This is a genomic window from Limnohabitans sp. JirII-31 (assembly GCF_002778315.1).
Classification (GTDB): Bacteria; Pseudomonadota; Gammaproteobacteria; order Burkholderiales; family Burkholderiaceae_C; genus Limnohabitans.
Map to the genome: position 1 here is coordinate 1 of NZ_NESA01000020.1, position 25,522 is coordinate 25,522.

Below are 25,522 nucleotides of genomic sequence, written 5' to 3' on the forward strand. Positions count from 1 at the left end.
GACCCTGAAAGTCAGCGAGCCGCCCAAGCGCAGCGCGGGCATCAAAGTGGCCGACGTGGCCGCTCTGGTGGACAAGCTCAAAAACGACGCCAAAGTTATCTAAGCACACGCAGAACCGATCAAGGACTACACACCATGACATCTCTCGTCATTGCAGAACACGACAACGCCAGCCTCAAGGCGTCTACCCTCAACACCGTCACCGCAGCTCTGGCCATGGGCGGTGACGTGCACGTGCTGGTCGCGGGCCACCACGCCGCCGCCGCCGCCGCAGCCGCAGCCCAAATTGCTGGCGTGGCCAAAGTGCTGCACGCCGATGGCGCCACCCTGGCCGACGGTCTGGCAGAAAACGTGGCGGCCCAAGTGTTGGCTGTGGCAGCCAGCTACAGCCACATTCTGTTTCCGGCCACCGCAGGCGGCAAAAACGTGGCACCCCGCGTAGCTGCGCTGTTGGATGTGGGTCAAATCAGCGACATCACCCGCGTGGACAGCCCCGACACCTTTGAGCGCCCCATCTACGCGGGCAACGCCATGGCCACCGTGCAGTCGAGCGACGCCACCAAGGTGATCACCGTGCGCACCACCGGCTTTGATGCGGCCCCAACCACCGGCGGCTCCGCCAGCACCGACAGCGTGGCGGCGGTGGCCGACTCGGGCCAAAGCAGCTTTGTGGGGCGTGAAGTCACCAAGAGCGACCGCCCTGAGTTGACCGCGGCCAAGATCATTGTGTCGGGTGGCCGCGCTTTGGGCAGCGCTGAAAAGTTCAACGAAGTGATGACGCCGCTGGCCGACAAGCTGGGTGCGGCCTTGGGAGCCAGCCGTGCCGCCGTGGACGCGGGCTACGCGCCCAACGACTGGCAGGTGGGCCAGACGGGCAAGATCGTGGCACCGCAGTTGTATGTGGCGTGCGGCATCAGTGGTGCCATCCAGCACTTGGCGGGGATGAAAGACAGCAAGGTGATCGTGGCGATCAACAAAGACCCCGAGGCACCGATCTTCAGCGTGGCCGACTTTGGCCTGGAGGCGGACTTGTTCACCGCTGTGCCTGAGCTGGTCGCAGCGCTGTAAGAAACGTTTCAAAAGGCACCCTGAGGGGTGCCTTTTTTTCTGTTGCATTGATTTTTGGAGACACACCGTGAGCTACATCGCACCCGTCAAAGACATGCTGTTCAACATGCAACATCTGGCTGGCCTAGATCAGATTGCGCAAATTCCGGCCTTCGAAGACATGGGCATTGAAACCGCCCAAGCCGTGCTCGAAGAGTGCGCCAAGTTGAATGAGTCTGTGTTGGTGCCTTTGAATTGGGAGGGCGACAAAAACCCCTCATTCTTCAAAGACGGGAAGGTCACCACCACACCGGGTTTCAAAGAGGCCTATGCGCAGTTCACCGAAGGTGGCTGGCAGAGCTTGCAACACCCGGCAGATTTTGGTGGCCAAGGTTTGCCCAAAACCATTGGGGCTGCGTGTGGCGAAATGCTCAACTCGGCCAACATGAGTTTTGCCTTGTGCCCCATGTTGACCGATGGCGCGATTGAAGCGTTGTTGACCGCAGGTTCTGATGCCTTGAAGGCCACTTACCTCGACAAACTGGTGTCAGGCCAGTGGACCGGCACGATGAACTTGACCGAACCGCAAGCAGGTTCCGATTTGGCCGCAGTGCGCACCCGCGCCGAGCCACAGCCCGATGGCACGTACAAGGTGTTTGGCACCAAAATTTTCATCACCTATGGTGAGCACGACATGGCCGAAAACATCATCCACTTGGTGTTGGCGCGTGTGCAAGGGGCGCCTGAGGGCGTGAAGGGCATCAGCTTGTTTGTGGTGCCCAAATTCATGGTGAATGCCGATGGCTCACTGGGCGCACGCAACGATGTGCAGTGCGTGAGCATTGAGCACAAGATGGGCATCAAGGCCAGCCCGACGGCGGTGCTGCAGTATGGCGACGGCACGGTGGGCGGTGTTGCAGACAGCGCCGGACCCGGCGCTGTGGGCTTTCTGGTGGGCGAAGAAAACCGTGGCTTAGAGTACATGTTCATCATGATGAATGCGGCTCGCTATGCGGTGGGCGTGCAAGGCATTTCCATTGCTGAACGTGCTTACCAAAAAGCGGTGCAGTTCTCCCGCGACCGCGTGCAAAGCCGTCCGGTGGATGGCAGCATGAAAACCAGTGCGCCCATCATTCACCACCCCGATGTGCGCCGCATGCTCATGACCATGCGTGCCTACACCGAAGGTTGTCGTGCCATGGCTTCAGTCGCCGCTGCCGCGTACGACGCATCGCACCACCACCCCGATGCCGCGACACGCAAAGACAATTTGGCGTTCTACGAATTCTTGGTGCCGCTGGTCAAAGGCTTCAGCACCGAGATGAGTTTGGAAGTCACCAGCCTGGGCGTGCAAGTGCACGGGGGCATGGGCTTCATCGAAGAAACCGGTGCGGCGCAGTATTACCGCGACGCCAAAATTTTGACCATCTACGAAGGCACCACCGCCATCCAGGCCAACGACTTGGTGGGGCGTAAAACCGGACGTGATGGCGGCCAAACCGCCAAGGGCATCGCCGCGCAAATTGCGCGCACCGAGGCTGAGTTGATCCAGCAAGGCAGCGCCCATGCCGCAGCCGTGGCCGCGCGCTTGAAAGCGGCCCGTGAGGCGTTTTTGAACGTGGTGGACTTTGTGGTGGCAGGAGGAAAAAGCAACCCGAATGCCGTCTTCGCAGGCAGCGTGCCCTATCTCATGCTCACTGGCAATTTGGTCGCGGGTTGGCAGTTGGCACGTGCTTTGTTGGTGGCTCAAGAGGCGCTGACGAAAGGCGAGGACGTGGCTTTCATGCAAGCCAAAATCACCACGGCACGTTTTTATGCCGACCACATCTTGTCCAAAGTGCCCGGTGTGCGCGACAGCATTGTGGATGGTGCGGACAGCGTGACCGACATGGCGCTTGAGGCTTTTTGAGATCAACACGGAGACACCATGTCCAAATTACCCCCCGTTTTTGCGCAACTCAAGTTTCCGGTCATTGCCTCGCCGTTGTTCATCATCAGCAACCCCAAGCTGCTGATTGCACAGTGCAAGGCGGGGGTGGTGGGCTCGATGCCCGCACTCAACGCCCGACCTGCCGCGCAATTGGAGGAATGGTTGATGGAGATCACCGAGGCTTTGGCAGCGTACAACCGCGATCACCCAGATCAGCCCGCGGCGCCGTTTGCGGTCAACCAAATCGTGCACAAAAGCAATGATCGCTTAGAGCACGACATGGCGCTTTGCGTGAAATACAAGGTGCCCATCATCATCACCTCGCTGGGTGCACGTGAAGATGTGAATGCCGCCGCCCACAGCTATGGTGGTGTGGTGATGCACGACATCATCAATAACAAATTTGCCAAAAAGGCAATTGAAAAAGGTGCGGACGGTTTGATCGCTGTGGCCGCCGGCGCGGGTGGGCATGCAGGTGTGAAGAGCCCGTTTGCCCTGATTCAAGAAATCCGCGAATGGTTTGACGGCCCCGTGGCGTTGAGTGGCTCGATTGCCACGGGAGGCGCAGTGTTGGCGGCCCAAGCCATGGGGGCTGACTTTGCCTACATTGGCTCAGCGTTCATTGCCACTGAAGAAGCGCGTGCTGCCGACGACTACAAGCAAGCGGTGGTGGAGGCCAGCTCGGACGACATCGTCTACAGCAACTTGTTCACCGGGGTGCATGGCAACTACTTGGCACCGTCCATTCGCAAAGCGGGGTTGGACCCAGAGAACTTGCCTGAGAGCGATCCCAGTCACATGAACTTTGGCGGTGATGCCAAGAAGGCCTGGAAAGATATCTGGGGTTGCGGCCAAGGCATTGGTGCTGTCAAGGCAGTGGTGCCAGCAGCCGACTTGGTGGCGCGCTTGAAGCGTGAATACCAAGAGGCGAAGTCGCGCATCACAGCCTGACGTTGGTTGGCAAACGCCCAAACAAAAAGCCGGACATGTCCGGCTTTTTTGCTGAGTGGGGAGCGCTTAGCGCAGAACCAACACTGGAATGCTGGCGTGCGTCAGCACTTGCTGGGTTTCGCTGCCCAACAGCAAGCGCTTGATGCCACGACGGCCATGCGAAGCCATGACGATCAAATCAGCTTTGTGCTTTTTGCTGGCAGCAATCAGGGCATCTGACACGATGTCTGACTTGACCACCACCGCCTTCGCTGTCACACCTTTGGCTTTGGCGGCTTTGACCACAGCATCCAACACTTTTTGTGCGTTGTCCGTCCACTGTTTTTCAATCTTGGCAACTTCGGTTTGGGCCAAAGGCAACGAACCTTCAAAGTAGCTCTGTGGGTAACGTGGCGTGATTTTCACAGCCACCAATTCAGCGCCACTCAGTGCTGCCAAATCAATCGCGCTGGTGATTGCTTTTTTGGACAAGGTCGAGCCATCGGTGGCCACTAAAATTCGTTTGTACATACAAGAGCTCCTTTGTTGTGAACAGGCTCAAGCTTAACGCAGTCTTGGGGCCCACTCTTGACCCATGTCAAGTGCGTGTCACGCAAACCCGTTAGGCTCTCTCCTCCATGTCTTTTGACCCCTCTACTGTTGCGCTGCTTGACGACCGTCAAGAGTGGTTGCGCTTCAGCCAACCGCATCCACCCGACGCCTCTGCGCAAGGCGCGGTGTGGGACTCGCATGTGGTGATCCAGGGCATGCATTGCGCGGCTTGTGCGTTCACGGTAGAGGCCGCGTTGATGGCGGTGCCTGGTGTGCGTGCGGTGGAAGTCAATGCCGCCACGCACCGGGCCAAGGTCGTGTGGTCTGAAGCGGTGGTCAAACCCTCTGTGTGGCTGCACGCCATTGCCGCAGCGGGTTATGGCGCGCTGCCCGCTGCCGACAGCACGTTGCGACAACGCCGACAAGAAGAAACACGCCGTGCGTTGTGGCGCTGGCTGGTGGCCGGCTTTTGCATGATGCAAGTCATGATGTACGCCTACCCGGCCTATGTGGCGGGCGAGGGCGACATCACCCCCGACATGGTGCAATTGCTGCGCTGGGCTTCGTGGGTGCTGACCTTGCCCGTGGTGTTTTTTTCCTGTGGTCCATTTTTCAGCAGCGCCTTGCGCGATATCCGGTTGCGCCGCATCAGCATGGACTTGCCGGTGGCTTTGGGCATGGCCATCACCTTCGGGTTGAGTTCTGCGGCCACATTCGAGCCCACTGGCATGTTTGGGGGCGAGGTGTACTTTGACTCGCTGACCATGTTCGTCTTCTTTTTGTTGACTGGGCGCTGGCTGGAGTTGCGCTTGCGTGACCAAACCGCCGGAGCCCTTGAGGCTTTGATGAACCGTTTGCCCGACAGTGTGTTGCGTCAATCGGGCGATGGTTCATTTGAGCGTGTCGCGGTTCGGCGCTTGTTGCCCGGTGATGTGATTCGCGTGCTGCCCTCGGAGGGGTTTCCGTCAGACGGCGTTGTTCTGGAAGGGCAAACCTTGGCCGATGAAGCTTTGCTCACGGGTGAGTCGCGGCCCCAATCGCGGGGCGTAGGGCAGCAGGTGGTGGCGGGTAGCCACAACTTGTTGGCTCCTGTGTTGGTGCGTGTTACGCAGGTGGGCGAAGACACCCGGTTCTCTAAGATCGTGGCCTTGATGGAAAACGCCTCTCTGCAAAAGCCACGCCTGGCGCAATTGGCCGACCGTGTGGCGAAACCATTTTTGGCGGGCGTTTTGGTGATGGCGGCCATGGCTGCTGCGTGGTGGTGGCCAACCAACCCAGCCCATGCCTTGATGGTGGCCGTCGCGGTGTTGGTGGTGACATGCCCGTGTGCTTTGTCTTTGGCCACGCCTGCCGCCATGTTGGCTGCCGCAGGTGCTTTGGCCCGTCAAGGGGTGTTGGTGCGACACCTACAGTCCCTGGAGGCTTTGGCCAGCATTGACACCGTGATTTTTGACAAGACCGGTACCCTCACACGCGATGCACAACGCATCACGCACGTGTTTGTCAACGACGGATTGAGCATGGAATGGGCACTTGCACGGGCCGCTGCTTTGGGGGAGCATTCCTTGCATCCCTTGTCTAGGGTGTTGGTGGCCGCGCACGATGCATCTGACCAGCCCCGCCTGATGGCCGACGATGTAGTGGAAACAGTGGGCCAAGGCCTGCAAGGGCGGCTGGGGGATGTGTTGCGTTTGGGTTCCAGAACTTTTTGTGCCGATTGGGGCGTTGTGGTGCCTGAGTTTGCGCATGCTGCGCAAGTGCATTTGTGTCGCAAGGGCGAATGGTTGGCCAGTTGGCAGTTATCCGAAGACGTGCGTGAAGATGCGGCACAGACGGTACAAGCCCTGAAAGACATGGGGGTTGATGTGTATGTGTTGTCGGGTGACCATTCGCAAGCGGTGCAACAAGTGGCCCAAGAGCTTGGCATCGATTTGGCATATGGTGCATGCACCCCGCAAGACAAATTAGCGCGCATGATGGGCTTGCAATCCGAGGGGCATCATGTGGCCATGGTGGGTGATGGGTTGAACGACGGTCCGGTGCTGGCCGGTGCCCATGTGTCGATGGCGTTTGGCCAAGCGGTGCCACTGGCACAGTCCAAGTCTGACTTGGTGTTGATGGGCGACAAGTTATGGGTGGTAGCGACCAGTTTGCGTTTGGCCCGTCAAACCTTGCGGGTGGTGCGACAGAACTTGGTCTGGGCCGCGCTCTACAACGCCGTGTGCGTACCTCTGGCCGTGGCAGGGTGGTTGCCTGCGTGGTTGGCAGGCTTAGGCATGGCGCTGAGCTCGCTGTGGGTCGTTTTGAATTCTTTAAGGTTGACGAAAGCACACTGATGGACATTTTGTATGTACTGATCCCGCTCTCGGTCTTCTTGGTGCTGTGCATCTTGGCTGGCCTGTGGTGGGCTATTTACCGTGGGCAGTTTGAAGGCGTGGACCAAGAAGGGGAGCGCATTCTTCGTGACGATTGACTTGCATCAATAAGAAACCAAGGGTAATCATGGATACTGGCAAAAAAATGAAAGGTGACCGATGAACTCATCACAACAAGCCGTCTACAGCGACACCGTTGTCCGGCAGTTTTCCATCATGGCGGTGGTTTGGGGCGTGGTTGGCATGTTGGTGGGCGTGATCATCGCCTCTCAACTCGCTTGGCCAGAACTGAACTTTGGCATCCCTTGGCTCACGTATGGTCGTCTGCGACCCTTGCACACCAACGCGGTGATTTTTGCGTTTGGTGGCAGTGCCTTGTTTGCCACCAGCTATTACGTGGTGCAGCGCACCTGCCACACGGTGCTGTTTTTGCCCAAGCTGGCGGCCTTTACCTTTTGGGGCTGGCAATTGGTCATCGTGGCAGCCGCCATCAGCTTGCCCTTGGGCTTTACCCAGGGCAAAGAATACGCTGAGCTGGAGTGGCCAATTGACTTGTTGATTGCTGTGGTTTGGGTGGCCTACGCCGTGGTGTTTTTTGGCACCGTGGGCACACGCAAGGTCAAGCACATTTATGTGGCCAACTGGTTCTATGGTGCATTCATCATTGCGGTGGCTTTGTTGCACATCGTCAACAGCGCCGCTATTCCTGCGGGTTGGATGAAGTCTTACTCCGCCTACGCCGGAGCACAAGACGCCATGATCCAGTGGTGGTACGGCCACAACGCCGTGGGCTTTTTTCTCACCGCAGGTTTCTTGGGGATGATGTATTACTTCATTCCCAAACAAGCCGAGCGCCCCGTGTACTCGTATCGCCTGTCGATCGTGCACTTCTGGGCTTTGATCTTCACCTACATGTGGGCGGGTCCTCACCATCTGCACTACACCGCCTTGCCCGATTGGGCGCAGTCTTTGGGCATGGTGTTCTCGCTCGTGTTGTTGGCACCCAGCTGGGGCGGCATGATCAACGGCATCATGACCTTGTCGGGCGCATGGCACAAATTGCGTGACGACCCGATCTTGCGTTTCTTGATCGTGTCCTTGTCTTTCTACGGCATGTCGACCTTTGAAGGTCCGATGATGGCCATCAAAACGGTGAATGCCTTGAGCCACTACACCGACTGGACCGTGGGCCACGTGCACTCGGGCGCTTTGGGCTGGGTGGGCTTGGTGTCCATGGGGTCGATCTACTTTCTGATCCCCAAGTTGTTTGGACAGAAAAAGATGTACAGCGTCAAAGCCATTGAAGTTCACTTCTGGCTGGCCACCATTGGCATCGTGCTCTACATCGCTGCGATGTGGATTGCTGGTGTGATGCAGGGCTTGATGTGGCGTGCTGTCAACACCGACGGTACCTTGACCTACACCTTCGTGGAATCGGTCAAAGCCACTTACCCGTTCTACGTGATTCGTGTGATGGGCGGTTTGTTGTACTTGGGCGGCATGCTGATCATGTTCTGGAACGTGGTCAAAACAGCCACCCAGGGCAATGCTGTCAGCGTCGCTATTCCTGCCCCCGCACACGCTTGAGGAGCCTACATGTCTGATAACAACGCCAAAGGTTTCTCCCACGAGCGCGTGGAGACCAATAACTTTTTGATGATCGTGCTGATTTTGATTGCGGTGGCCTTTGGTGGCATCGTTGAAATCGTGCCGCTCTTTTTCCAAAAATCGACCACCGAACCGGTGACTGGCGTCAAGCCCTACACCGCCTTGCAATTGGCAGGACGTGATGTGTACATCCGCGAGGGTTGCTACAACTGCCACTCGCAGATGATCCGCCCGTTCCGTGCTGAAACACTGCGCTATGGCCACTACTCGGTCGCTGGCGAGTCGGTGTATGACCACCCCTTCCAGTGGGGCAGCAAGCGCACGGGCCCTGACTTGGCACGTGTGGGCGGCAAATACAGCGACGAGTGGCACCGTGTGCACCTGAACAACCCACGCGATGTGGTGCCCGAGTCCAACATGCCTGAATACCCATGGTTGTCGAAAAACATGGTGGACCCCAGCGATATGGCGCCTCGCATGAAAGCTTTGCGCATGGTGGGTGTGCCTTACAGCGACGAAGAAATTGCCAAGTCAGCAGAAGACGTCAAGGGTAAAACCGAGTTGGATGCGGCCATTGCGTATTTGCAATCGCTCGGTCTTGCGCTCAAGTAAGGAGGTTCTCCATGGACGTCAATGACTTACGCATCGCCACGACCTTGCTCTCGTTTGCCATTTTCATTGGCATCTTGGTGTGGGCTTTTTCTCGGCGCAACCAAACAGATTTCGACGCAGCTGCCCAGTTGCCGTTCGATCAAGACTAGGCCTGAGTGCCTGTGTAAAGGAATCGAATCATGAGTGATTTCACCAGTAATTTTTGGTCGCTTTTTGTGGCCGTCATCTCGATCTTGGGCATCGTGTACTGCGCCGCTTTGCTGTGGTTCTCGTCCAAAGTCAAAGTCTCTTCGCACAACACGCAAGACGGCACCACCGGTCACGTGTGGGATGAAACCCTGCGCGAAATGAACAACCCATTGCCCCGTTGGTGGCTGTGGCTGTTCATCATCACCATTGTGTTTGCGGTGGTTTATGGCGTGGCTTACCCAGGCTTGGGCAGCTTTGCTGGCAAATTGGGTTGGTCGTCGCAAGGTCAGTATGACGCTGAGGTGGCCAAAGCCAACCAAGAGTTGGAGCCCTTGTATGCGGCTTTCACAGCCCAGCCTCCTGAGCAATTGGCCGGTGACCCCAAAGCCATGGCGGTGGGCGAACGCTTGTTCATGAACAACTGTGCGCAGTGTCACGGCTCTGATGCACGCGGTTCCAAGAGCTTCCCCAACTTGACCGACGGTGACTGGCTGCACGGTGGCACTCCTGACAAGATCAAGGAGACCATCACCAAAGGTCGTATTGGTCAAATGCCACCGATGGGCGCTGCGGTGGGTACACCAGAGGACATTCGTAACGTGTCGCACTATGTGTTGAGCTTGTCGGGCAGCCCGCATGACTCGGTGCGTGCTTCGTTGGGTAAATCCAAGTTTGGTGCTTGCGCGGCCTGTCACGGCATGGACGGCAAAGGCAACCAAGCCTTGGGCTCTGCCAACTTGACCGACAAGATCTGGTTGCATGGCTGGGGTGAAGAAGCCATCACGGCCATGATCAATGGTGGCAAGGTCAACCAAATGCCAGCTCAAGAGGGCCGTTTGACCGAATCCCAAATCCATGTGCTGACCGCTTATGTGTGGGGCATGTCAAACAAACCTGAAACACCTGCTGCTGCGAAGTAATTGTTTTGAATTCTGACGACACCCAGCAGCGCAAGACCATCCCCATCGTTCCTGAGCCTTCGGGCTCAGAGGACGAGGCGATGGTCTCGCTTTATGCGGCCAGCCAAAAAATCTACCCCCGTTCTGTCGAAGGCATCTTTGCCTATTGGCGTTGGATCTTGGTGGTCCTGACCCAGTTGCTTTTTTACGGTCTGCCCTGGCTTGAATGGGGCACGCGTCAGGCGGTGTTGTTTGATCTGGCCTCGCGTCGGTTTTATATCTTTGGCTTGGTCTTGTACCCACAAGACTTCATTTACCTCACCGGCTTGTTGGTGATCTCAGCCTTGTCGCTGTTTTTGTTCACTGCCGTGGCGGGTCGTTTGTGGTGTGGTTATGCCTGTCCACAAACTGTGTACAGCGAAATATTTTTATGGATTGAGCGAAAAATCGAAGGTGATCGCTCAGCCCGCATGCGCTTGGACGATGCCGACTTCTCGCTCGAAAAGCTGGTGAAGAAGTGGTACAAGCACCTGATCTGGATTTTCTTTTCCATCTGGACCGGCTTCACCTTTGTAGGCTACTTCACGCCGATTCGTGAGTTGGCCATGGAATTCTTTTTGAGCCACATGAGTTCATGGGAACTCTTTTGGGTGTTTTTCTACGCTTTTGCCACCTACGGCAACGCGGGTTTCATGCGTGAGCAAGTGTGCAAATACATGTGTCCTTATGCACGCTTTCAAAGCGCCATGTTTGACCATGACACCTTGATCGTCACGTATGACACCGAACGGGGCGAACCCCGTGGCCCACGCTCACGCAAAGCCGATTTGGGCACGCTCAACTTAGGTTCTTGTGTGGATTGCTCTTTGTGTGTGCAGGTATGCCCGACGGGCATTGATATTCGCCAGGGCTTGCAGTACGAGTGCATTGGTTGTGGTGCGTGCGCCGATGTCTGCGACACCGTGATGGACAAGATGGGCTATGCCAAAGGCCTGATTCGTTACACCACACAAAACGCGATGGAAAACAAATGGACGCCACGTCAGATGTGGATGCGTTTGTTGCGTCCCCGTGTGCAGATCTACACCATGATCCTGGTGGCGTTGGTGGTGGGCTTGCTGGTGTCGTTGAGCATGCGTACACCGTTCAAGGTGGATGTGGTGCGCGACCGCGCGTCGCTGGCGCGTATCACCGAGTACGGCACTTTAGAGAACGTCTATCGCCTGCAAATCATGAATGCAGCAGAGTCTGAACAGACCTACCACTTGACGGTCAAAGGTTTGCCACAGCTACGCATTGAAACTGAAACCGATGTGGTCGTTGCACCCGCTCAAGCTCGCTGGATTGTGTTGCGCGCCGATATCCCGTATGGTTCTGCTGAGGCTGGATCTCACAAAATCGAGTTTGAAATTCAAGCACAGGAGTCTGGCCAATCGGTGGTCGAGAAGTCAGTGTTCATTGTGCCGAGGTAATCCTATGACTGCATTGAAACAACAACACGACACGCAACCTTGGTGGAAGTACGGCCATGTGTGGCTCATCATTGCAGGGCCAGCGGTGGTCGTGGTGGCTGGGTTCGTGACCTTGGCCATCGCCATCCGCATTCCTGATCCGGTGGTGGCTGAGGACTATTACCGCCAAGGCCTGAACATCAACAAAACCCTAGCTGAACAAGCGCAGCAGATGATGCCAGCCATGCAAGCGCGCAACCACGTGGCGACGCCAAAAGCGCAGATGCCCACGAAAACCCCATGATGGAAAACCATCAAGCGGGCCTACACTGATGACGAGTTCCTAACAAGGAGAATTTTGATGTTGGCACAACGCATGATGTGGATCGTATGGCCCGCCTTTTTGGTGGCAGGTGTTTTGGAAGTCGTGGTGTTTGCCATGTTTGACCCCCAAGACATGCAATGGTTCGGACAACCTGTTGAGATGTCGCGTCAAGGCATTTACACCCTGTCTTTTTTCGCCTTTTGGATCATCACCGGAGGGTCCAGTGCGCTGACCACCTTGTTGTCCATGTCTCCGTTTGAAACCAACCGTTGCCCGATGGTCCCTACCGAGCGGCCCGATGGATGTCCTAAACAAGAATCCTGCTGCGAGCAACCTGTTTGAACACTTGATTTACTCCAAACAAAAGGCCTGCATCAGCAGGCCTTTTGTTTGGGGCGCAAGCGCTTAAGTGGGCTGGCACGTTTGTGCGTTGACCAACAGCTTGAGGGCTTCGGTGTTCAAGATGCGCACATGACGCTGCTTCACTTCGACAATGCCTTCGTCGGCAAATTTTGAAAACGTGCGGCTCACGGTTTCAAGTTTGAGCCCCAAATAGCTGCCAATTTCCTCGCGCGTCATACGCAAAATCAACTCGGATTGCGAAAACCCACGTGCATGCAAGCGTTGCACCAAGTTCAACAAAAAGGCCGCCAAGCGTTCTTCAGCGCGCATGCTGCCCAACAGCAACATCACGCCGTGTTCGCGCACGATTTCGCGGCTCATGATTTTGTGCACATGACGCTGCAAGGCATTGATGTCGCGCGACAGTTCTTCGATGCGGTCAAAAGGCATCACACACACTTCGGCATCTTCCAGCGCCACGGCATCACAGGTGTGCAGGTCGCTGACGATGCCATCCAAGCCAATGATTTCGCCCGCCATCTGAAATCCCGTCACTTGGTCACGACCATCTTCTGAGGAGACACAGGTTTTGAAGAAGCCGGTACGAATGGCGTAGAGCGCGTTGAACTTTTCACCATTCCTGAACAAGCTTTCGCCACGGGGCACACGTCGGCGGATGGCCACGATGTCATCGATGCGATTGAGTTCGTCGTCAGACAGACCCAAAGGCATACACAGCTCGCGCAAGTTGCAGTTGGAGCAAGCGACTTTGATGCTAGGGATACTCATAGGGTGGGATAAAACAGTGAGTTGATACAGGTCAAAGTGTGTCAGTCAACTTATGGGCACATTATCCTCCTGAAAAGGATAACCATCGATGACCTCTCCTCAAACCAACAACCTGGCTTCAAGACCTGTCGATGTGATGAGCCCAGATCTACTGCGTCGCTACGACGTGGCAGGCCCACGCTACACCTCCTACCCCACCGCCGATCGGTTTGTCGAGGCCTTCGGCGAGAGCGATTATTTGCAGGCATTGCAACAGCGTCGGGAAGGCGTGGCGGTCAAAGCCTATCCGCTGTCCTTGTACATCCACATCCCGTTTTGTGAGGCGCTGTGTTACTACTGTGCCTGCAACAAAATCATCACCAAACACCACGAACGCGGCGCTGAGTATTTGCGCTACCTGGAGCGCGAGGTGGCTTTGAATGTGGCGCACTTAGGTGCAGGCCAAACGGTGTCACAACTGCATTTGGGCGGTGGCAGTCCTACGTTTTTGAACGATGACGAGCTGCGCGCGTTGATGGCCATGTTGCGCCGCAATTTTGAATTTGCGCCGGGTGGCGAATACTCCATCGAGGTTGACCCGCGTACCGTGACCGCCGAGCGTTTGAACACCTTGGCGTTGCTGGGCTTCAACCGTCTGAGCTTTGGCGTGCAAGACTTTGACCCCGATGTGCAAAAAGCCGTGCACCGCATTCAGCCTGCACAGCAGGTGTTTGACTTGGTGGCCGCGTCCCGCGCACTGGGCTTTGACTCGGTCAACATCGACTTGATTTACGGCCTGCCCATGCAGACGCCTGAGACTTTTGAACGCACTCTGGCCCAAGTGGTGGACTTGCGCCCTGACCGCATTGCTTTGTATGGCTATGCGCATTTGCCAGAACGCTTCAAACCGCAGCGGCGCATTCACAGCCAAGACTTGCCGCCTGCCAGCGCCAAGTTGGTCATGCTCTCCAGTGCATTGCGTGTGCTCATGGGCGCGGGCTATGTGTACGTGGGCATGGACCACTTTGCTTTGCCCAACGATGCCTTGGCCGTGGCCAAACGCCAAGGTCGCTTGCACCGCAATTTCCAGGGCTACAGCACGCAGCCCGATTGCGACTTGATCGCGCTGGGTGTCTCCGCCATTGGCCATGTGGGGGCCACGTTCAGCCAAAACGTCAAAACCTTAGAGGCTTACTACGACCTGCTTGACCAAGGGCGTTTGCCAGTAGAACGCGGCTTGGCTTTGTCTCGCGACGATTTGGTACGCCGCACCATCATCATGGCTTTGATGTGCCAAGGCCATGTCCTGTTTGAGTCGGTCGAAGTGGCGCATTTGCTGGATTTCAAAAAGTACTTCGCCACCGAGCTTCAAACCTTGGCGGACATGCAAGCGCAGGGCTTGGTCACGCTGGATGGCAATGGCATTCAGGTCACCGAGTTGGGTTGGTTTTTCGTACGTGGCGTGGCCATGGTGTTTGACAAATATTTGCAAGCTGACCGAACCCGCGCGCGCTTCTCTAAAATCATCTGATGAACTCTACTTTGGCCCTCACCGCACTCCTGATGGGGCTGGCGGGCGGGCCACACTGCTTGGCCATGTGTGGCGCTGCGTGTGCTGGCATTGGGCGGGCCGCACAAAAGCAAGGCGTGGGCCCTGGGCGCGACACCCGCGCCATGCTGCTGTTTCAGATGGGGCGCATCGTGGGTTACAGCACCTTAGGGGCATTGGCTGCTTCCACCATGCAAGGGGTGGGCTGGCTCACCACCCAGTCGGCCGTGTTTCGCCCGGTCTGGACCTTGTTTCATATCCTTGCTTTTTTGATCGGTGGCCTGCTGTTGTGGCGCGCTGAGCAACCGCTGTGGCTAGACGGTGTGGGCCGCGGTGTGTGGCGCAAGGTGCAGGCCATGACCGCGCACCTGAAGCTACAACGCGGTGGCCCCATGCTGCTGGGCATGTTGTGGGCGTTGATGCCTTGTGGCTTGCTCTACGGCGCCTTGCTGGTGGCCGCTTTGAGTAACAGCCCCTGGGAAGGCGCGGGCGTGATGGCCTTGTTTGCCTTTGGCAGTGCGGTGGTGCTGACCCTGGGGCCTTGGCTGTGGCTGCGCTTGCGCGGCTTCAAGCCTGCGGGTGACAACAGCGGTGCCTGGGGTGTGCGCTTGGCGGGTGCTGCGTTGATGGCCAGTTCAGGCTGGGCGCTGTGGATGGGCTTGGTGGAGTACCAAGCGCCGTGGTGCTTGGTGCCTCAATAACCAGCGGCACACAGTCCTTGTGTGCCTTAGCACCCTCGGACCCGCGCACCTTCAGGCATGGTGCTTGAGGTGGTCACTCAATAGCTTGGCCACGTGCACCGCTTGGCGTTGTGCGCCATCGGCAATTTGGTGGCGACAGCTCGTGCCATCGGCCACCACCAAGGCGTCGGGTTCTGCACGCACCGCAGGCAACAAACTCAACTCGGCCATGGCCTTTGAGACTTCTAAGTGGGAGGCCTCGTAGCCAAAGCTGCCGGCCATGCCGCAGCAACTGCTCTCGATCAGCTGAGGTTTGGCACCGGGAATCAGACGGATCACTTCCAACACGGGTGGCATCAGCCCAAACGCTTTTTGGTGACAGTGGCCGTGCAGCAAGATGGGTTGACGCGTGGGCTCAAGCTTTGATTTGAGTGCATCGAGCCGTCCGGCTTGCGCTTCGCGCGCCAAAAACTCTTCGAACAACATGGCTTGTTCGCTCACCTTGTGCGCCACTTCACCCAGGCCCAGCACCAGGGCTTCGTCCCGCAAGGTCAGCAGGCATGAGGGCTCTAAGCCGACGATGGGAATGCCCCGCTTGGCGAATGGCAGCAATGCGTTGAGCAGCTCTTGCGCATGTTCACGCGCCTGGTCCACCATGCCATTGGCCAGAAAGGTACGGCCACAACACAGATGGCCTTGGTCACTGCCATGACCCTGCCGAGTCTTGGACGCCACGTGCACTTGGTAGCCTGCGGCTTGCAACACGCGCATGGCAGCACGTGCGTTGTCGGATTCGAAGTAGCCGTTGAAGGTGTCCACAAACAGGACCACGGGCTTGGGGGCAATCAGCACTTCCTCGGCGGTTGAACCCAAGGTGCTGCGGTTGAAAAAGTGATCACGCTGCCAAGTGGGCCAACTGCGCTCGGCAGACAGACCTGTGAGGCTTTGGGCCAGTTTGGCCAACAGTGGCACGCGGTTGCGCAAGTTCAACAGGCCTGACCAACGTGCTGCGTGTTTGGCGTAGCGCGGCAAAAATCCAATCAAGCGGTCTTTGAGCGTGTGGCCGTGGTAGCGCTTGTATTGGTGCAAGGTTTCGATCTTCATGCGTGCCATGTCCACGCCGGTGGGGCAGTCGCGTTTGCAACCTTTGCAGCCCACACACAGGTCCATGGTTTGAAGCAGTTCTTCGCTGGTCAGCGCATCGGTGCCGAGTTGCCCGCTCAGTGCCAAACGCAAGGTGTTGGCGCGTCCACGGGTGAGGTGCTGTTCGTCACGCGTCACACGGTAACTCGGGCACATGGTGCCCGCATCGAACTTGCGGCAGGTGCCGTTGTTGTTGCACATCTCCACCGCTTTGGCAAATCCCAGTGCCGGGTCACCGCCGGTGCCGGGTGCGGTGGTTTGTTCGGTGGCGGGGTCGTTGTGGACGTTCCAGGCGCTCCAGTCGAGTGCGGTTTGGATGGGGATGACTTGGTAGGGCATGCCGTTGGGTTGGCCATAACGCATCAGTCTTGTGTCGTCCATCTTGGGTGGGTTGACCACGCGTTGGGGCGACAACAGGTGCAGCGGGTCGAGTGTTTGTTTGATCTGCCTCAGGGCTTCGGTGATCTTGGGGCCGAACTGCCAAGCCACCCATTCGCCACGGCACAGCCCATCGCCGTGTTCACCGCTGTAAGCACCTTTGTATTGGCGCACCAAGGCGCTGGCTTCTTCGGCAATCGCGCGCATCTTGGTCGCGCCATCGCGTCGCATGTCCAGAATCGGGCGTACATGCAGTGTGCCCACCGACGCGTGCGCGTACCAGGTGCCTTTGGTGCCGTGTTTCTTGAACACCTCGGTCAAGGCATCGGTGTACTCGGCCAGGCTCTCCAGGGGCACCGCGCAGTCTTCGATAAAGCTCACGGGTTTGCCGTCGCCCTTCAAGCTCATCATGATGTTCAGGCCCGCCTTGCGCACTTCCCACAGGTTTTTCTGCGGTGCGTCGTCGATCATCTCCACCACGCTGCCAGGCAATCCCAGGTCACCCATGAGTTCCACCAGTTGGCGCATCTTGGGTTTCAAACTTTCTTTGTCTGCTCCCGCAAACTCCACCAGCAACACCGCTTCAGGTTCGCCAATCAGTGCCGTGCGAATGGTGGGCGCAAAGGCTGGGTTTTGCAGCGACAAATCAATCATGGTGCGGTCTACCAGCTCCACCGCCGTCAAGGTGCCGTCGCCCAACTTGACGATGTGCTGCGCCGCATCCATCGCCTTGTAAAAGCTGGGGAAGTTCACCACCCCCAGTACCTTGGCGCGTGGCAACTCGCTCAAGCGCAGGGTCAGCGACTTGGTCATCGCCAGCGTGCCTTCGCTGCCGACCAGCAGATGGGCCAAGTTCACCGAGCCGTCGTCGGTGTAAGGCCGTTCGTTTTGGTTGCAAAAAATGTCCAGGTTGTAGCCCGCCACGCGGCGCAGCACCTTGGGCCAATGGGCCTCGATGTCGGGCTGTAGTTCATTGGCCAGGCGTTTCACAAAGTCACCGATCTGGCGCGCCCGCCCGCTGCTCGCGTCGTAGCGGCCCCACTGCAACAAGTCGCCGTCGCCCAACCAGGCCGAAGCACCCACCACGTTGTGCACCATGTTGCCGTAGGCAATCGAGCGGCTGCCGCACGAGTTGTTGCCCGCCATGCCGCCCAAGCTGGCCTGCGCGCTGGTGGACACATCCACCGGAAACCACAGGCCGTGTGCTTTGAGTTCGGCATTGAGGTGGTCCAGCACCAAACCGGGCTCGACCTCGACGGTGCGTTGCTCTACATCGAGGTGAACGATCTGGCGGATGTGTTTGCTGTGGTCAATCACCAAGCCCGCACCCGTGGTCTGGCCGCACTGGCTGGTGCCGCCGCCGCGCGGCACGATGGGCACGCCTAAGTCACGACAGATTGCCATGGCGATGGGCACCTCATGGGCATGGCGCGGCACGAACACGCCCACGGGCGTGACTTGGTAAATCGAGGCGTCGGTGGCGTAGCGTCCACGATCGGCCGCAGAGAACAACACCTGGCCTTCGGTCTCCGTGCGCAGACGGGCGGCCAGACGACCGGCCACTTCGTTGCTGGTGCTGGCCACGCGCTCAAAGACTTGGCTGGCGGTTTCGGTGATGTGTCGGGGCAGGGGGGCGTTCATGGGTCAGGCTTTGCGTGAGGTTTTGGGTTTGGCCGTGGGTGTGTCGGCGCTGGCTTGCAGCTGCGCCAACACCACGTCGCGCTTGTGTTCGAGGTGGCGCACCAGCACATCGCGCAGCACCTGTGGCTGGCGCGCTTGCAGGGCGTCAATCATTTGCGCATGTTCTTGCACGGCGCTGTGCCACTTGTCGTCGTCTTGGTTGGACTTGAAGCGCAGCGCTTGCAAACGTGCATTGACTTGCTCGTAGGTGGCACTGAGCACCGGGTTCTTGGCCGCGGCGTGGATGGCGCGGTGAATGCTGGCATTGAGCCGGTAGTAGCTGGAGAGATCGCGCCTTGTGTAGGCGGCCATCATCTCGAAGTGCAGGGCTTGAATTTCCTTGAGTTCGCCCTCGGTGATGCGTTCAGCAGCCAACATGCCCGAGATGCCCTCCAAGCCCGCCATCACCTCGAAGGTGTGGCGCACATCGTCAAGCGTGAGCGATACGGCCACCGCCCCCCGGTTGGGCAGCAACTCCACCAGGCCTTCGGCAGCCAGTGTTTTGATGGCTTCGCGCAGCGGCGTGCGCGACACGTGCAGCGATTCGCACAAGGCCCGCTCATTGAGCTTGGCGCCGGGTGCAATCTGGTTTTCCACCAGCATTTGACGCAGCCGATGCGTCACATGGCCGTGTAAGGCCGTGCGGGGCATGGACAACAGTTCAGCAGTCATGGGCATATTTTGTATGCAAAAAATAGCAAGGTCAATCAACAGTCTAAGGGTGAACGCTAGTTGACGGTTTTATTTTGTATGCAAAAAATAGCTTCATCTCAGGAGATTCTTGTTCATGCTTAACCTCGACTTTCACCCCACGGGCCGTCACTTTTTGCAAATCCCCGGTCCATCGCCCGTGCCCGACCGCGTGCTGCGCGCCATGAGCCTGCCCACCATTGACCACCGGGGGCCTGAATTTGGCGCGCTGGGCCTGAAGGTGCTGGCCGACATGCAAAAGATCTTCAAAACCCAGCACCCGGTCATGATTTATCCCGCCTCGGGCACCGGGGCGTGGGAAGCCGCCTTGGTCAACACCTTGAGCGCAGGCGACCATGTGCTGATGTTTGAGACCGGCCACTTCGCTTCGTTGTGGCACAAACTGGCCAATCGTTTGGGGCTGAAGTCAGAAATTTTGGGACTCCCCGGTGTGGAGGGCTGGCGACAGGGCGTCAAAGCCGACATGATCGAGGCCCGCCTCAAGGCGGACACGGCGCACAGCATCAAGGCGGTGTGCGTGGTGCACAACGAAACCTCGACCGGGGTGACCAGCGACATCGCGGCAGTGCGCCGCGCCATCGACAACGCCAAGCACCCTGCGTTGTTGATGGTGGACACCATCTCGGGCCTGGCTTCAGCCGACTACCGCCACGACGAGTGGGGCGTGGACGTGACCGTCAGTGGCTCGCAAAAAGGCCTCATGTTGCCGCCCGGCATCAGCTTCAACGCCTTGTCGCCCAAGGCCATCGAGGCCAGCAAAACATCGACCTTGCCCAAATCGTTTTGGGCCTGGGACGAGATGCTGGAGATCAACAAAACCGGCTACTTCCCCTACACCCCCAACACCAACCTGATGTACGGCCTGAGTGAAGCCTGCGACATGATCTTGGGCCAGAGCCTGGACGTGGTGTTTGCCCGTCACAAGCGTTGGTCCAAAGGTGCGTGTGCTGCTGTGACTGCTTGGGGTTTGCCCATTCAGTGCGCGGACCCGGCGCTGTATTCACCCATCTTGACCGGCGTGATGACCCCCGAGGGGGTGGACGCTGACGCCGTGCGCAAGGTGATTTATGAGCGCTTTGATTGTTCCTTGGGCACGGGCCTGGGCAAGGTCAAAGGTCGCATGTTCCGCATTGGCCATTTGGGCGACTGCAACGACCTGACTCTGATTGCCGCCTTGTCGGCGTGCGAGATGGGCCTCAAGCTCAGTGGCGTCAAGCTGGCGGGCTCGGGCGTGCAAGCGGCGATGGATTACTTCTCGGCCCATCCCATTCCGGCGCTCATCCGTTCCTGACCCGAAGCACAACACGCCCAAGAGCGTGTGCCCTCACGGCTTGAGACTTTGAATCCAACCCCAGGAGACCCCACCATGCAACGCAGAACCTTGCTCCAAGCCAGTGCCGCCAGCGTGGCCACCTTGGCCGCGCCGATGATCAAAGCCCAGAGCTTGCCCAATGGGCCGATTCGCATCGTGGTGGGCTTTCCACCCGGCGGGGGAACCGACGCGCTGGCGCGGGTGTTGGCGCAAAAGCTGCAAACCCTGTGGAACCTCACCATCGTGATCGACAACAAAGGCGGCGCAGCTGGCGTGATCGCTGCCGACTATGTGGCCAAGCAACCTGCAGACGGCAACACCTTGCTGATGGCGCACATCAACAGCCATGCGTTGGCACCCAGCTTGCAGCCCAAGCTGGGCTACAACGTGGAGCGCGACTTCACGCCCATCGGCTTGGTGGGGGTCACCCCCAACTTGTTGATCTGCAACGAGAACCAACCGGCCAAAAACGTCAAAGACCTGGTCGCCTTGTGCAAACAAAACCCCGGCAAGATCAGCTTTGCGTCGGCGGGCGGAGGCTCGGCTCAGCACCTGGCGCTTGAAATGTTCAAGCTGCGTGCAGGCATTGACGCCTTGCACATCCCCTACAAAGGCTCAGGCCCCGCACTGACCGATTTGATTGGCGGTCAAGTGCAATATTGTTTCGAGACCATGACCTCGGCCACCCCGCATGTCAAAAGTGGCAAAGCTATTGCACTTGCCCAAACGCGACCTAAGCGCGCCAAAGGTCACCCGAATGTGCCCACCATGGACGAGCAAGGCTTTGCGGGTTTTGATGCCACCACCTGGTACGGCTTGGTGGGGCCAGGCAAGTTGAACCCGGCTTTTGTGAAACGCATCAACGAAGACATGAACCGCGTCATGGCCATGCCCGATGTGATCGAGAAGTTTGACCAGTACGGTGCCGAAGACGGCGGCGGCACACCTGAGCGTTTTGCCGACTTCATCCGCAATGAGACCCAGAAGTGGGCCAAGGTCGTCAAAGATGCCAAGGTGCAGGCCGATGCCTGAACCTTGGGGGCGGGAGCATCAGCTCGACAAGCCTTTGTAGAGCATGTACACCGCCAGCGCGTACAAGATCATGGCAAAAATGCGCTTGAGCTTTTTCACGGGCAAGCTGTGGGCCGCTTTGGCACCCAAGGGTGCGGTGAACACACTGCACAAGGCAATCACCACCAAGGCGGGCACCCAGATGTAGCCAATGGCGTCATCGGGCAAGCCCGTCACCGACATGCCACTGATCACGTAGCCTGCCACGTTGGCCAGCGCAATCGGAAAACCCAGTGCCGAGCTGGTGGCCACGGCGGTGTGAATCGCCACATTGCACCAGGCCATGAACGGCACACTGATGAAACCGCCACCTGCGCCGACCAAGCCCGACAAAAAGCCAATCGCGCTACCTGCGGCCACCAAACCTGCTGTGCCAGGCACTTGGCGTGAAGGCGCAGGCTTTTTGTCCAAAAACATTTGCGTGGCAGAAAAGCCGACGAACAAACCAAAAAAGATCGCCAAGTTCGCGCCCTTGAGCATGGCAAACACGCCCATGCTGGCAACCATGCTGCCCAGCACAATGCCGGGGGCCAGGCCTTTGACCAAGTCCCAACGCACAGCACCACGTTTGTGGTGGGCACGCACGCTGGAGATGGAGGTGAAGATGATGGTGGCCATCGAGGTGGCAATCGCCATCTTGACGGTCAGGTTGGCGTCTATCCCGCGTTGCGACAACATGAAGGTCAAAAACGGCACCATGATCATGCCCCCGCCAATGCCTAAGAGTCCGGCCAAAAAGCCAGTACAAATGCCCAGCAGGGCCAGTTCGATGATGAGTTGGGGTTGGATGTCCATGACGCGCCTAGGCAGGTGTGAATAAGGTGTCTGCAAGGTGCCTGGAGCCGTCATCCTGAACCGGGGGTTCAGGTGGGCGAGGTCAGACTGACGTTGGGTTCATCTGACGCGAGACGATCACGCTCATCAGCCGATGTTCCAAGCCCGGGCTCATATGAGCATTGGTTCAAGGAAATATAAAGCCCCAGGGACCGAGCAGACCCAAGGATTGTAGGTGGCTTCAGAGCAGTTGGTTGTCGCGTGTGAGCACGCTGTCCAAGCGTTGCAGCAGTTGCTGCAACTGGGGCGACGAGTCACTGGTGTCGCCACTGGCGGTGGTCACAGGTTTGTCGGTCAAATCGAACGCCAAGTTCAAAGCAGCCAGCACCGCAATGCGGTCGCGCGCTTTGATCTTGCCCGCATCGCGAATCTTGCACATGGCTTCATCCACCTTGGCCACGGCCTGCCCCAAGCGTGTCTCACCGCCTTCAGGGCAGCCCAACACATAGCCCTGACCCATGATTTGTACTTCGATTTGTTTCATGCCACGTCCTTGGTGTCAGCGCCTTTGGGTAGTCGATCAATCAGAGCATCGATGCGATGACGCGCAGCGCCCAGACGTGACTTGAGCAAGTCGCGTTCATGGCTGAGCTCTTGCAGCTGCTGCGTCAACAAGGCATTGGTGCGTTGCAACTCTTCGTGACGCACAAGCAAGCGTTCCACGCGCTCGGCGATTTGATCGATTTGGGTGGTGTTGGACATGGCCCTGGCATTTTAAGGTGCCAGAAAGCTTCCTCAGTAGAATTGAAACTGTTGGTGCTCGCGGCGTGGTTCACATGCCGCAGTTCAACGGGAAGCAGGAAGGTCGCGTCGACCAAGCACGACAACACCCAACCTGCGCTGCCCCCGCAACGGTCAAACGGACGAGCTCTTGAGCTCAGCTTCTGTCACACACGCCACTGGACGCCTTGAACAAGCGTCTGGGAAGGCGACAGAGGTTGCTTCCGTCAGCCCGGATACCGGCCAACAAGGTGGCGGTGCGTCTGACAACGTGCCGCTTGAACGCTCAAGCACTGTCGGGGAAGGCGGTGAGGGCACTTCGTGTTGGATTCAAATCATGAAAAAATCTATTCGTGCGCGTGGCTGTTGGCCTGCGGTTTCGTTGTGTGCGTTGGCTTGTGCGAGCACGTTTGCTCAAACAATTCCTCAAGATGTGGTGGTAACTGCCACGCGCATTCCCACCCCCTTGAATGAGTCGTTGAGAGACATCACGTCCATCGGTCGAGACGAGATCGAGAGCTCTGGTGCAACCAGCATCACCGAGCTGCTCAACACCATTCCAGGCGTTCAAGTCAGTCCCGACTCTGTGCGTGGGGCGGTGCCTTCCATTTTTATTCGCGGCACAAACAGCACGCACACCTTGTTTTTGGTGGATGGCCAACGAATTTCCTCTGCCACCACCAGTGCCACCGCCTTTCAAGCGATACCAATCGAGCAAATTGAGCGCATCGAAGTTTTGCGTGGCCCCTCCAGTTCTTTGTACGGGTCGGATGCCATTGGTGGTGTGATTCAAGTGTTCACACGCAATGGATCTTCAGGCCAGCCTGCGCCTTCCCTTTACGCAGCAATAGGTCAATACGGCACCGCTATCACTTCGGTCGGCTATGGCGGAACACAGGGAGATACGCGTTTTCAACTTCAAGCGGGGCGTGAAACCACGCGCGGATTCAGTGAGATCAAAGCATCCAAACCAGGACTGTTCGACACCTACAACCCTGACCGTGATGGCTACAGACAAACCAACTTTGGCTTGAAGGTCAGTCAAAAAATATCACCTGACTTAGAGCTGGGTGGCAACTATCTGTATTCAGACGGTGTGAAGTATTCAGACAACGCCAATTGCGACGCAAGCTACACCACGTGCACCACCAATTACGGCAACAAAGATCTCCAGACCATTCACTCTGGTGCTGTGAATTTGATTTGGCAGGCCTCGCAGCGCTGGAAGTCGTCGATCCGTCTGGGACGAAGTCAAGACAATTCCGAGTCCAGAGAGTTTGATCCCGTGACTCAAGTGACCACGATTCCGAAATACAAAACGACGCAAGATCAGTTGGTGCTTCAAAACGACATTGCACTCGATGTGGGTCAGTTGATGGTGTCTTTGGAATCGCGTGATGTCAGCGTGGACTCCACCAAGACATTTGATGTGAGCAGTCAAAACAGCAAGTCATTGGTCTTGGGCTATCAGGCATCTTTAGAGCGTCACTTGGTACAGGCCAGTGCACGCAGAGATGACATTCAAAACATTGGCAACCGAACCACTGGGTCTCTGGGGTATGGTTACCGCCTGAGCCCAGGGTTGGTGATGCGCGGCAGTGTCGGCACAGCGTTTCACGCGCCAAGTTTCAATGACCTCTATTGGCCATTTGATCCGGTGAACTTTTACAAAGGCAATCCCGCACTCAAGCCCGAAAGCTCCACCAACCGAGAGCTCGGATTGCAATTTGAAAACAACAAAACCCGAGCAGGGATCACCGTCTACCAAAACAGAGTCAAAGACTTGATTGCGTACTACTCAGATCCGATCACATACATCGGAACCATGAACAATATTGGTGCCGCAGACATCAAGGGTGCGACGTTGCATTACGCAAGACGCATCGACCATTGGAAGCTGAGTGCGGCCTACGATTTCTTGAGTGCCAAAGACCGTACCACGGGGCATTTTTTGGCGCGACGGGTTCCAAGGTCTGCCACCTTTGATCTCGAAAGAGCCGATGGTCCTTTGAAAACAGGTGTTCGTTTGCAGGCGTTTGACAGCCGATTCAATGACAGCTCAAACACCCAGTCCTTGCCTGGGTACAGTCTGCTTGCCTTGCGTTCGAGCTATGCCATCAACCAAGCTTGGCAAGTCAATGCACAAATCAATAACTTGATGAACAAAGATTACATCGTCATACGCAGCACCCTGTCGCCTTACAACGACTATTCAACTGCTGGCCGTTCCTTGTATGTTGGCGTTCGTTACGCCCCCAAATAAGCGGGTGTTGAATTGATGATTCAAGGCCCCTCCCGCATCGTCTGCCTCACCGAGGAGACCACGGAGTGGCTGTATCTGCTGGGGCAAGAGGCGCGCATCGTCGGCATTTCAGGCTACACGGTGCGCCCGCGTCGGGCGCGGGCTGAAAAGCCC

25 protein-coding genes, 1 pseudogene and 1 riboswitch are annotated in these 25,522 nt (G+C 57.6%); of the genes and pseudogenes, 19 read left to right on the forward strand and 7 right to left on the reverse strand.

Annotated elements, in window-relative coordinates; all coding sequences use genetic code 11:
* The 4 genes and pseudogenes from B9Z41_RS16425 to B9Z41_RS16440 all read left to right on the forward strand — a co-directional run.
* Positions 1-103: pseudogene (locus tag B9Z41_RS16425) on the forward strand (electron transfer flavoprotein subunit beta/FixA family protein); the annotation flags it as partial.
* 32 nt (positions 104-135) lie between these two features.
* Positions 136-1,068, forward strand: coding sequence for an electron transfer flavoprotein subunit alpha/FixB family protein (locus B9Z41_RS16430; protein WP_100148168.1), 933 nt, complete (start codon positions 136-138; stop codon positions 1,066-1,068).
* Positions 1,069-1,135: 67 nt separating this feature from the next.
* Positions 1,136-2,956 carry an acyl-CoA dehydrogenase gene (locus B9Z41_RS16435; protein WP_100148169.1) on the forward strand — a complete coding sequence of 607 codons (1,821 nt, stop codon included), beginning with the start codon at positions 1,136-1,138 and terminating at the stop codon, positions 2,954-2,956.
* Between the two features lie 18 nt (positions 2,957-2,974).
* Positions 2,975-3,928 (forward strand): nitronate monooxygenase family protein, encoded by a 954-nt coding sequence (locus B9Z41_RS16440; RefSeq protein ID WP_100148170.1) that lies wholly within the window; start codon positions 2,975-2,977, stop codon positions 3,926-3,928.
* A gap of 66 nt (positions 3,929-3,994) precedes the next feature.
* Here B9Z41_RS16440 and B9Z41_RS16445 read toward each other — a convergent pair whose 3' ends face one another.
* Positions 3,995-4,438 (reverse strand): universal stress protein, encoded by a 444-nt coding sequence (locus tag B9Z41_RS16445; RefSeq protein ID WP_100148171.1) that lies wholly within the window; start codon positions 4,436-4,438, stop codon positions 3,995-3,997.
* Between the two features lie 107 nt (positions 4,439-4,545).
* On the opposite strand from B9Z41_RS16445, the gene B9Z41_RS16450 reads away from it, so the two are divergent.
* From B9Z41_RS16450 to B9Z41_RS16490, 9 genes are all read left to right on the forward strand, one after another.
* The gene (locus B9Z41_RS16450) at positions 4,546-6,795 is read left to right on the forward strand and encodes a cation-translocating P-type ATPase (protein ID WP_100148172.1); all 2,250 of its coding nucleotides are present in this window, start codon (positions 4,546-4,548) and stop codon (positions 6,793-6,795) included.
* A complete protein-coding gene (gene ccoS, locus B9Z41_RS16455; RefSeq protein WP_100148173.1) occupies positions 6,795-6,932 on the forward strand; it encodes a cbb3-type cytochrome oxidase assembly protein CcoS in 138 nt (45 codons plus the stop codon). The genes B9Z41_RS16450 and ccoS overlap by 1 nt, the downstream gene beginning before the upstream one ends.
* A 61-nt stretch (positions 6,933-6,993) precedes the next feature.
* Positions 6,994-8,421 carry a cytochrome-c oxidase, cbb3-type subunit I gene (gene ccoN / locus B9Z41_RS16460; protein ID WP_100148174.1) on the forward strand — a complete coding sequence of 476 codons (1,428 nt, stop codon included), beginning with the start codon at positions 6,994-6,996 and terminating at the stop codon, positions 8,419-8,421.
* A 9-nt stretch (positions 8,422-8,430) separates the two neighbouring features.
* Positions 8,431-9,054 carry a cytochrome-c oxidase, cbb3-type subunit II gene (ccoO, locus tag B9Z41_RS16465; protein ID WP_100148175.1) on the forward strand — a complete coding sequence of 208 codons (624 nt, stop codon included), beginning with the start codon at positions 8,431-8,433 and terminating at the stop codon, positions 9,052-9,054.
* A gap of 11 nt (positions 9,055-9,065) precedes the next feature.
* A complete protein-coding gene (locus B9Z41_RS16470; protein ID WP_100148176.1) occupies positions 9,066-9,203 on the forward strand; it encodes a cbb3-type cytochrome c oxidase subunit 3 in 138 nt (45 codons plus the stop codon).
* A gap of 30 nt (positions 9,204-9,233) precedes the next feature.
* The gene (gene ccoP / locus B9Z41_RS16475) at positions 9,234-10,163 is read left to right on the forward strand and encodes a cytochrome-c oxidase, cbb3-type subunit III (protein ID WP_100148177.1); all 930 of its coding nucleotides are present in this window, start codon (positions 9,234-9,236) and stop codon (positions 10,161-10,163) included.
* Between the two features lie 5 nt (positions 10,164-10,168).
* On the forward strand, positions 10,169-11,614 hold the full coding sequence (ccoG, locus tag B9Z41_RS16480) for a cytochrome c oxidase accessory protein CcoG (RefSeq protein WP_369823359.1): 1,446 nt from the start codon (positions 10,169-10,171) through the stop codon (positions 11,612-11,614).
* 4 nt (positions 11,615-11,618) lie between these two features.
* Positions 11,619-11,897 carry a FixH family protein gene (locus tag B9Z41_RS16485; protein WP_100148178.1) on the forward strand — a complete coding sequence of 93 codons (279 nt, stop codon included), beginning with the start codon at positions 11,619-11,621 and terminating at the stop codon, positions 11,895-11,897.
* Positions 11,898-11,954: 57 nt separating this feature from the next.
* A complete protein-coding gene (locus B9Z41_RS16490; protein WP_100148179.1) occupies positions 11,955-12,260 on the forward strand; it encodes a hypothetical protein in 306 nt (101 codons plus the stop codon).
* A gap of 63 nt (positions 12,261-12,323) precedes the next feature.
* Here the strand turns inward: B9Z41_RS16490 and fnr are convergent, their stop codons facing one another.
* On the reverse strand, positions 12,324-13,049 hold the full coding sequence (gene fnr / locus B9Z41_RS16495; RefSeq protein ID WP_100148180.1) for a fumarate/nitrate reduction transcriptional regulator Fnr: 726 nt from the start codon (positions 13,047-13,049) through the stop codon (positions 12,324-12,326).
* 88 nt (positions 13,050-13,137) lie between these two features.
* On the opposite strand from fnr, the gene hemN reads away from it, so the two are divergent.
* Positions 13,138-14,559 carry an oxygen-independent coproporphyrinogen III oxidase gene (gene hemN, locus B9Z41_RS16500; RefSeq protein ID WP_100148181.1) on the forward strand — a complete coding sequence of 474 codons (1,422 nt, stop codon included), beginning with the start codon at positions 13,138-13,140 and terminating at the stop codon, positions 14,557-14,559.
* Complete coding sequence (locus B9Z41_RS16505) at positions 14,559-15,278, forward strand: sulfite exporter TauE/SafE family protein (protein ID WP_100148182.1); 720 nt, start codon at positions 14,559-14,561, stop codon at positions 15,276-15,278. Before hemN ends, B9Z41_RS16505 begins: the two co-directional genes overlap by 1 nt.
* 51 nt (positions 15,279-15,329) lie before the next feature.
* Here B9Z41_RS16505 and B9Z41_RS16510 read toward each other — a convergent pair whose 3' ends face one another.
* Together B9Z41_RS16510 and B9Z41_RS16515 are read right to left on the reverse strand one after the other, a co-directional pair.
* Positions 15,330-18,419: an FAD-binding and (Fe-S)-binding domain-containing protein gene (locus tag B9Z41_RS16510; protein ID WP_100148183.1), complete on the reverse strand. Its 3,090-nt coding sequence runs from the start codon at positions 18,417-18,419 to the stop codon at positions 15,330-15,332.
* 3 nt (positions 18,420-18,422) lie between these two features.
* Positions 18,423-19,130: a GntR family transcriptional regulator gene (locus B9Z41_RS16515; RefSeq protein ID WP_100148189.1), complete on the reverse strand. Its 708-nt coding sequence runs from the start codon at positions 19,128-19,130 to the stop codon at positions 18,423-18,425.
* Positions 19,131-19,245: 115 nt separating this feature from the next.
* On the opposite strand from B9Z41_RS16515, the gene B9Z41_RS16520 reads away from it, so the two are divergent.
* Positions 19,246-20,460: an alanine--glyoxylate aminotransferase family protein gene (locus B9Z41_RS16520; RefSeq protein ID WP_100148190.1), complete on the forward strand. Its 1,215-nt coding sequence runs from the start codon at positions 19,246-19,248 to the stop codon at positions 20,458-20,460.
* A gap of 75 nt (positions 20,461-20,535) precedes the next feature.
* On the forward strand, positions 20,536-21,513 hold the full coding sequence (locus tag B9Z41_RS16525; protein ID WP_100148184.1) for a tripartite tricarboxylate transporter substrate binding protein: 978 nt from the start codon (positions 20,536-20,538) through the stop codon (positions 21,511-21,513).
* 18 nt (positions 21,514-21,531) lie between these two features.
* Here B9Z41_RS16525 and B9Z41_RS16530 read toward each other — a convergent pair whose 3' ends face one another.
* The 3 genes from B9Z41_RS16530 to B9Z41_RS16540 all read right to left on the reverse strand — a co-directional run bounded on the left by B9Z41_RS16530 (position 21,532) and on the right by B9Z41_RS16540 (position 23,088).
* On the reverse strand, positions 21,532-22,347 hold the full coding sequence (locus tag B9Z41_RS16530) for a sulfite exporter TauE/SafE family protein (RefSeq protein WP_100148185.1): 816 nt from the start codon (positions 22,345-22,347) through the stop codon (positions 21,532-21,534).
* A 220-nt stretch (positions 22,348-22,567) separates the two neighbouring features.
* Positions 22,568-22,870, reverse strand: coding sequence for a cell division protein ZapA (locus tag B9Z41_RS16535; RefSeq protein ID WP_100148186.1), 303 nt, complete (start codon positions 22,868-22,870; stop codon positions 22,568-22,570).
* Positions 22,867-23,088, reverse strand: coding sequence for a DUF904 domain-containing protein (locus B9Z41_RS16540; RefSeq protein WP_100148187.1), 222 nt, complete (start codon positions 23,086-23,088; stop codon positions 22,867-22,869). Before B9Z41_RS16540 ends, B9Z41_RS16535 begins: the two co-directional genes overlap by 4 nt.
* Positions 23,089-23,123: 35 nt before the next feature.
* Positions 23,124-23,369: riboswitch (cobalamin riboswitch) on the forward strand.
* Positions 23,370-23,443: 74 nt separating this feature from the next.
* Here B9Z41_RS16540 and B9Z41_RS16545 point away from each other — a divergent pair.
* Together B9Z41_RS16545 and B9Z41_RS17255 are read left to right on the forward strand one after the other, a co-directional pair.
* Positions 23,444-25,369, forward strand: a complete 1,926-nt coding sequence (locus B9Z41_RS16545) for a TonB-dependent receptor domain-containing protein (RefSeq protein WP_143474223.1) — start codon at positions 23,444-23,446, stop codon at positions 25,367-25,369.
* 15 nt (positions 25,370-25,384) lie between these two features.
* Positions 25,385-25,522, forward strand: a 138-nt coding sequence (locus B9Z41_RS17255) for an ABC transporter substrate-binding protein (RefSeq protein ID WP_369823360.1), incomplete at its 3' end; no start/stop codon positions are given.

Excerpts from the sequence above, each read along its gene's own strand:
- B9Z41_RS16430 (WP_100148168.1), top strand. The coding sequence starts at position 136 with ATGACATCTCTCGTCATTGCAGAACACGACAACGCCAGCCTCAAGGCG.
- B9Z41_RS16440 (WP_100148170.1), top strand. The coding sequence starts at position 2,975 with ATGTCCAAATTACCCCCCGTTTTTGCGCAACTCAAGTTTCCGGTCATT.
- B9Z41_RS16445 (WP_100148171.1), bottom strand. The coding sequence starts at position 4,438 with ATGTACAAACGAATTTTAGTGGCCACCGATGGCTCGACCTTGTCCAAA.
- B9Z41_RS16450 (WP_100148172.1), top strand. The coding sequence starts at position 4,546 with ATGTCTTTTGACCCCTCTACTGTTGCGCTGCTTGACGACCGTCAAGAG.
- ccoS (WP_100148173.1), top strand. The coding sequence starts at position 6,795 with ATGGACATTTTGTATGTACTGATCCCGCTCTCGGTCTTCTTGGTGCTG.
- ccoN (WP_100148174.1), top strand. The coding sequence starts at position 6,994 with ATGAACTCATCACAACAAGCCGTCTACAGCGACACCGTTGTCCGGCAG.
- ccoO (WP_100148175.1), top strand. The coding sequence starts at position 8,431 with ATGTCTGATAACAACGCCAAAGGTTTCTCCCACGAGCGCGTGGAGACC.
- B9Z41_RS16470 (WP_100148176.1), top strand. The coding sequence starts at position 9,066 with ATGGACGTCAATGACTTACGCATCGCCACGACCTTGCTCTCGTTTGCC.
- ccoP (WP_100148177.1), top strand. The coding sequence starts at position 9,234 with ATGAGTGATTTCACCAGTAATTTTTGGTCGCTTTTTGTGGCCGTCATC.
- B9Z41_RS16485 (WP_100148178.1), top strand. The coding sequence starts at position 11,619 with ATGACTGCATTGAAACAACAACACGACACGCAACCTTGGTGGAAGTAC.
- B9Z41_RS16490 (WP_100148179.1), top strand. The coding sequence starts at position 11,955 with ATGTTGGCACAACGCATGATGTGGATCGTATGGCCCGCCTTTTTGGTG.
- fnr (WP_100148180.1), bottom strand. The coding sequence starts at position 13,049 with ATGAGTATCCCTAGCATCAAAGTCGCTTGCTCCAACTGCAACTTGCGC.
- hemN (WP_100148181.1), top strand. The coding sequence starts at position 13,138 with ATGACCTCTCCTCAAACCAACAACCTGGCTTCAAGACCTGTCGATGTG.
- B9Z41_RS16505 (WP_100148182.1), top strand. The coding sequence starts at position 14,559 with ATGAACTCTACTTTGGCCCTCACCGCACTCCTGATGGGGCTGGCGGGC.
- B9Z41_RS16510 (WP_100148183.1), bottom strand. The coding sequence starts at position 18,419 with ATGAACGCCCCCCTGCCCCGACACATCACCGAAACCGCCAGCCAAGTC.
- B9Z41_RS16515 (WP_100148189.1), bottom strand. The coding sequence starts at position 19,130 with ATGACTGCTGAACTGTTGTCCATGCCCCGCACGGCCTTACACGGCCAT.
- B9Z41_RS16520 (WP_100148190.1), top strand. The coding sequence starts at position 19,246 with ATGCTTAACCTCGACTTTCACCCCACGGGCCGTCACTTTTTGCAAATC.
- B9Z41_RS16525 (WP_100148184.1), top strand. The coding sequence starts at position 20,536 with ATGCAACGCAGAACCTTGCTCCAAGCCAGTGCCGCCAGCGTGGCCACC.
- B9Z41_RS16530 (WP_100148185.1), bottom strand. The coding sequence starts at position 22,347 with ATGGACATCCAACCCCAACTCATCATCGAACTGGCCCTGCTGGGCATT.
- B9Z41_RS16535 (WP_100148186.1), bottom strand. The coding sequence starts at position 22,870 with ATGAAACAAATCGAAGTACAAATCATGGGTCAGGGCTATGTGTTGGGC.
- B9Z41_RS16540 (WP_100148187.1), bottom strand. The coding sequence starts at position 23,088 with ATGTCCAACACCACCCAAATCGATCAAATCGCCGAGCGCGTGGAACGC.
- B9Z41_RS16545 (WP_143474223.1), top strand. The coding sequence starts at position 23,444 with ATGAAAAAATCTATTCGTGCGCGTGGCTGTTGGCCTGCGGTTTCGTTG.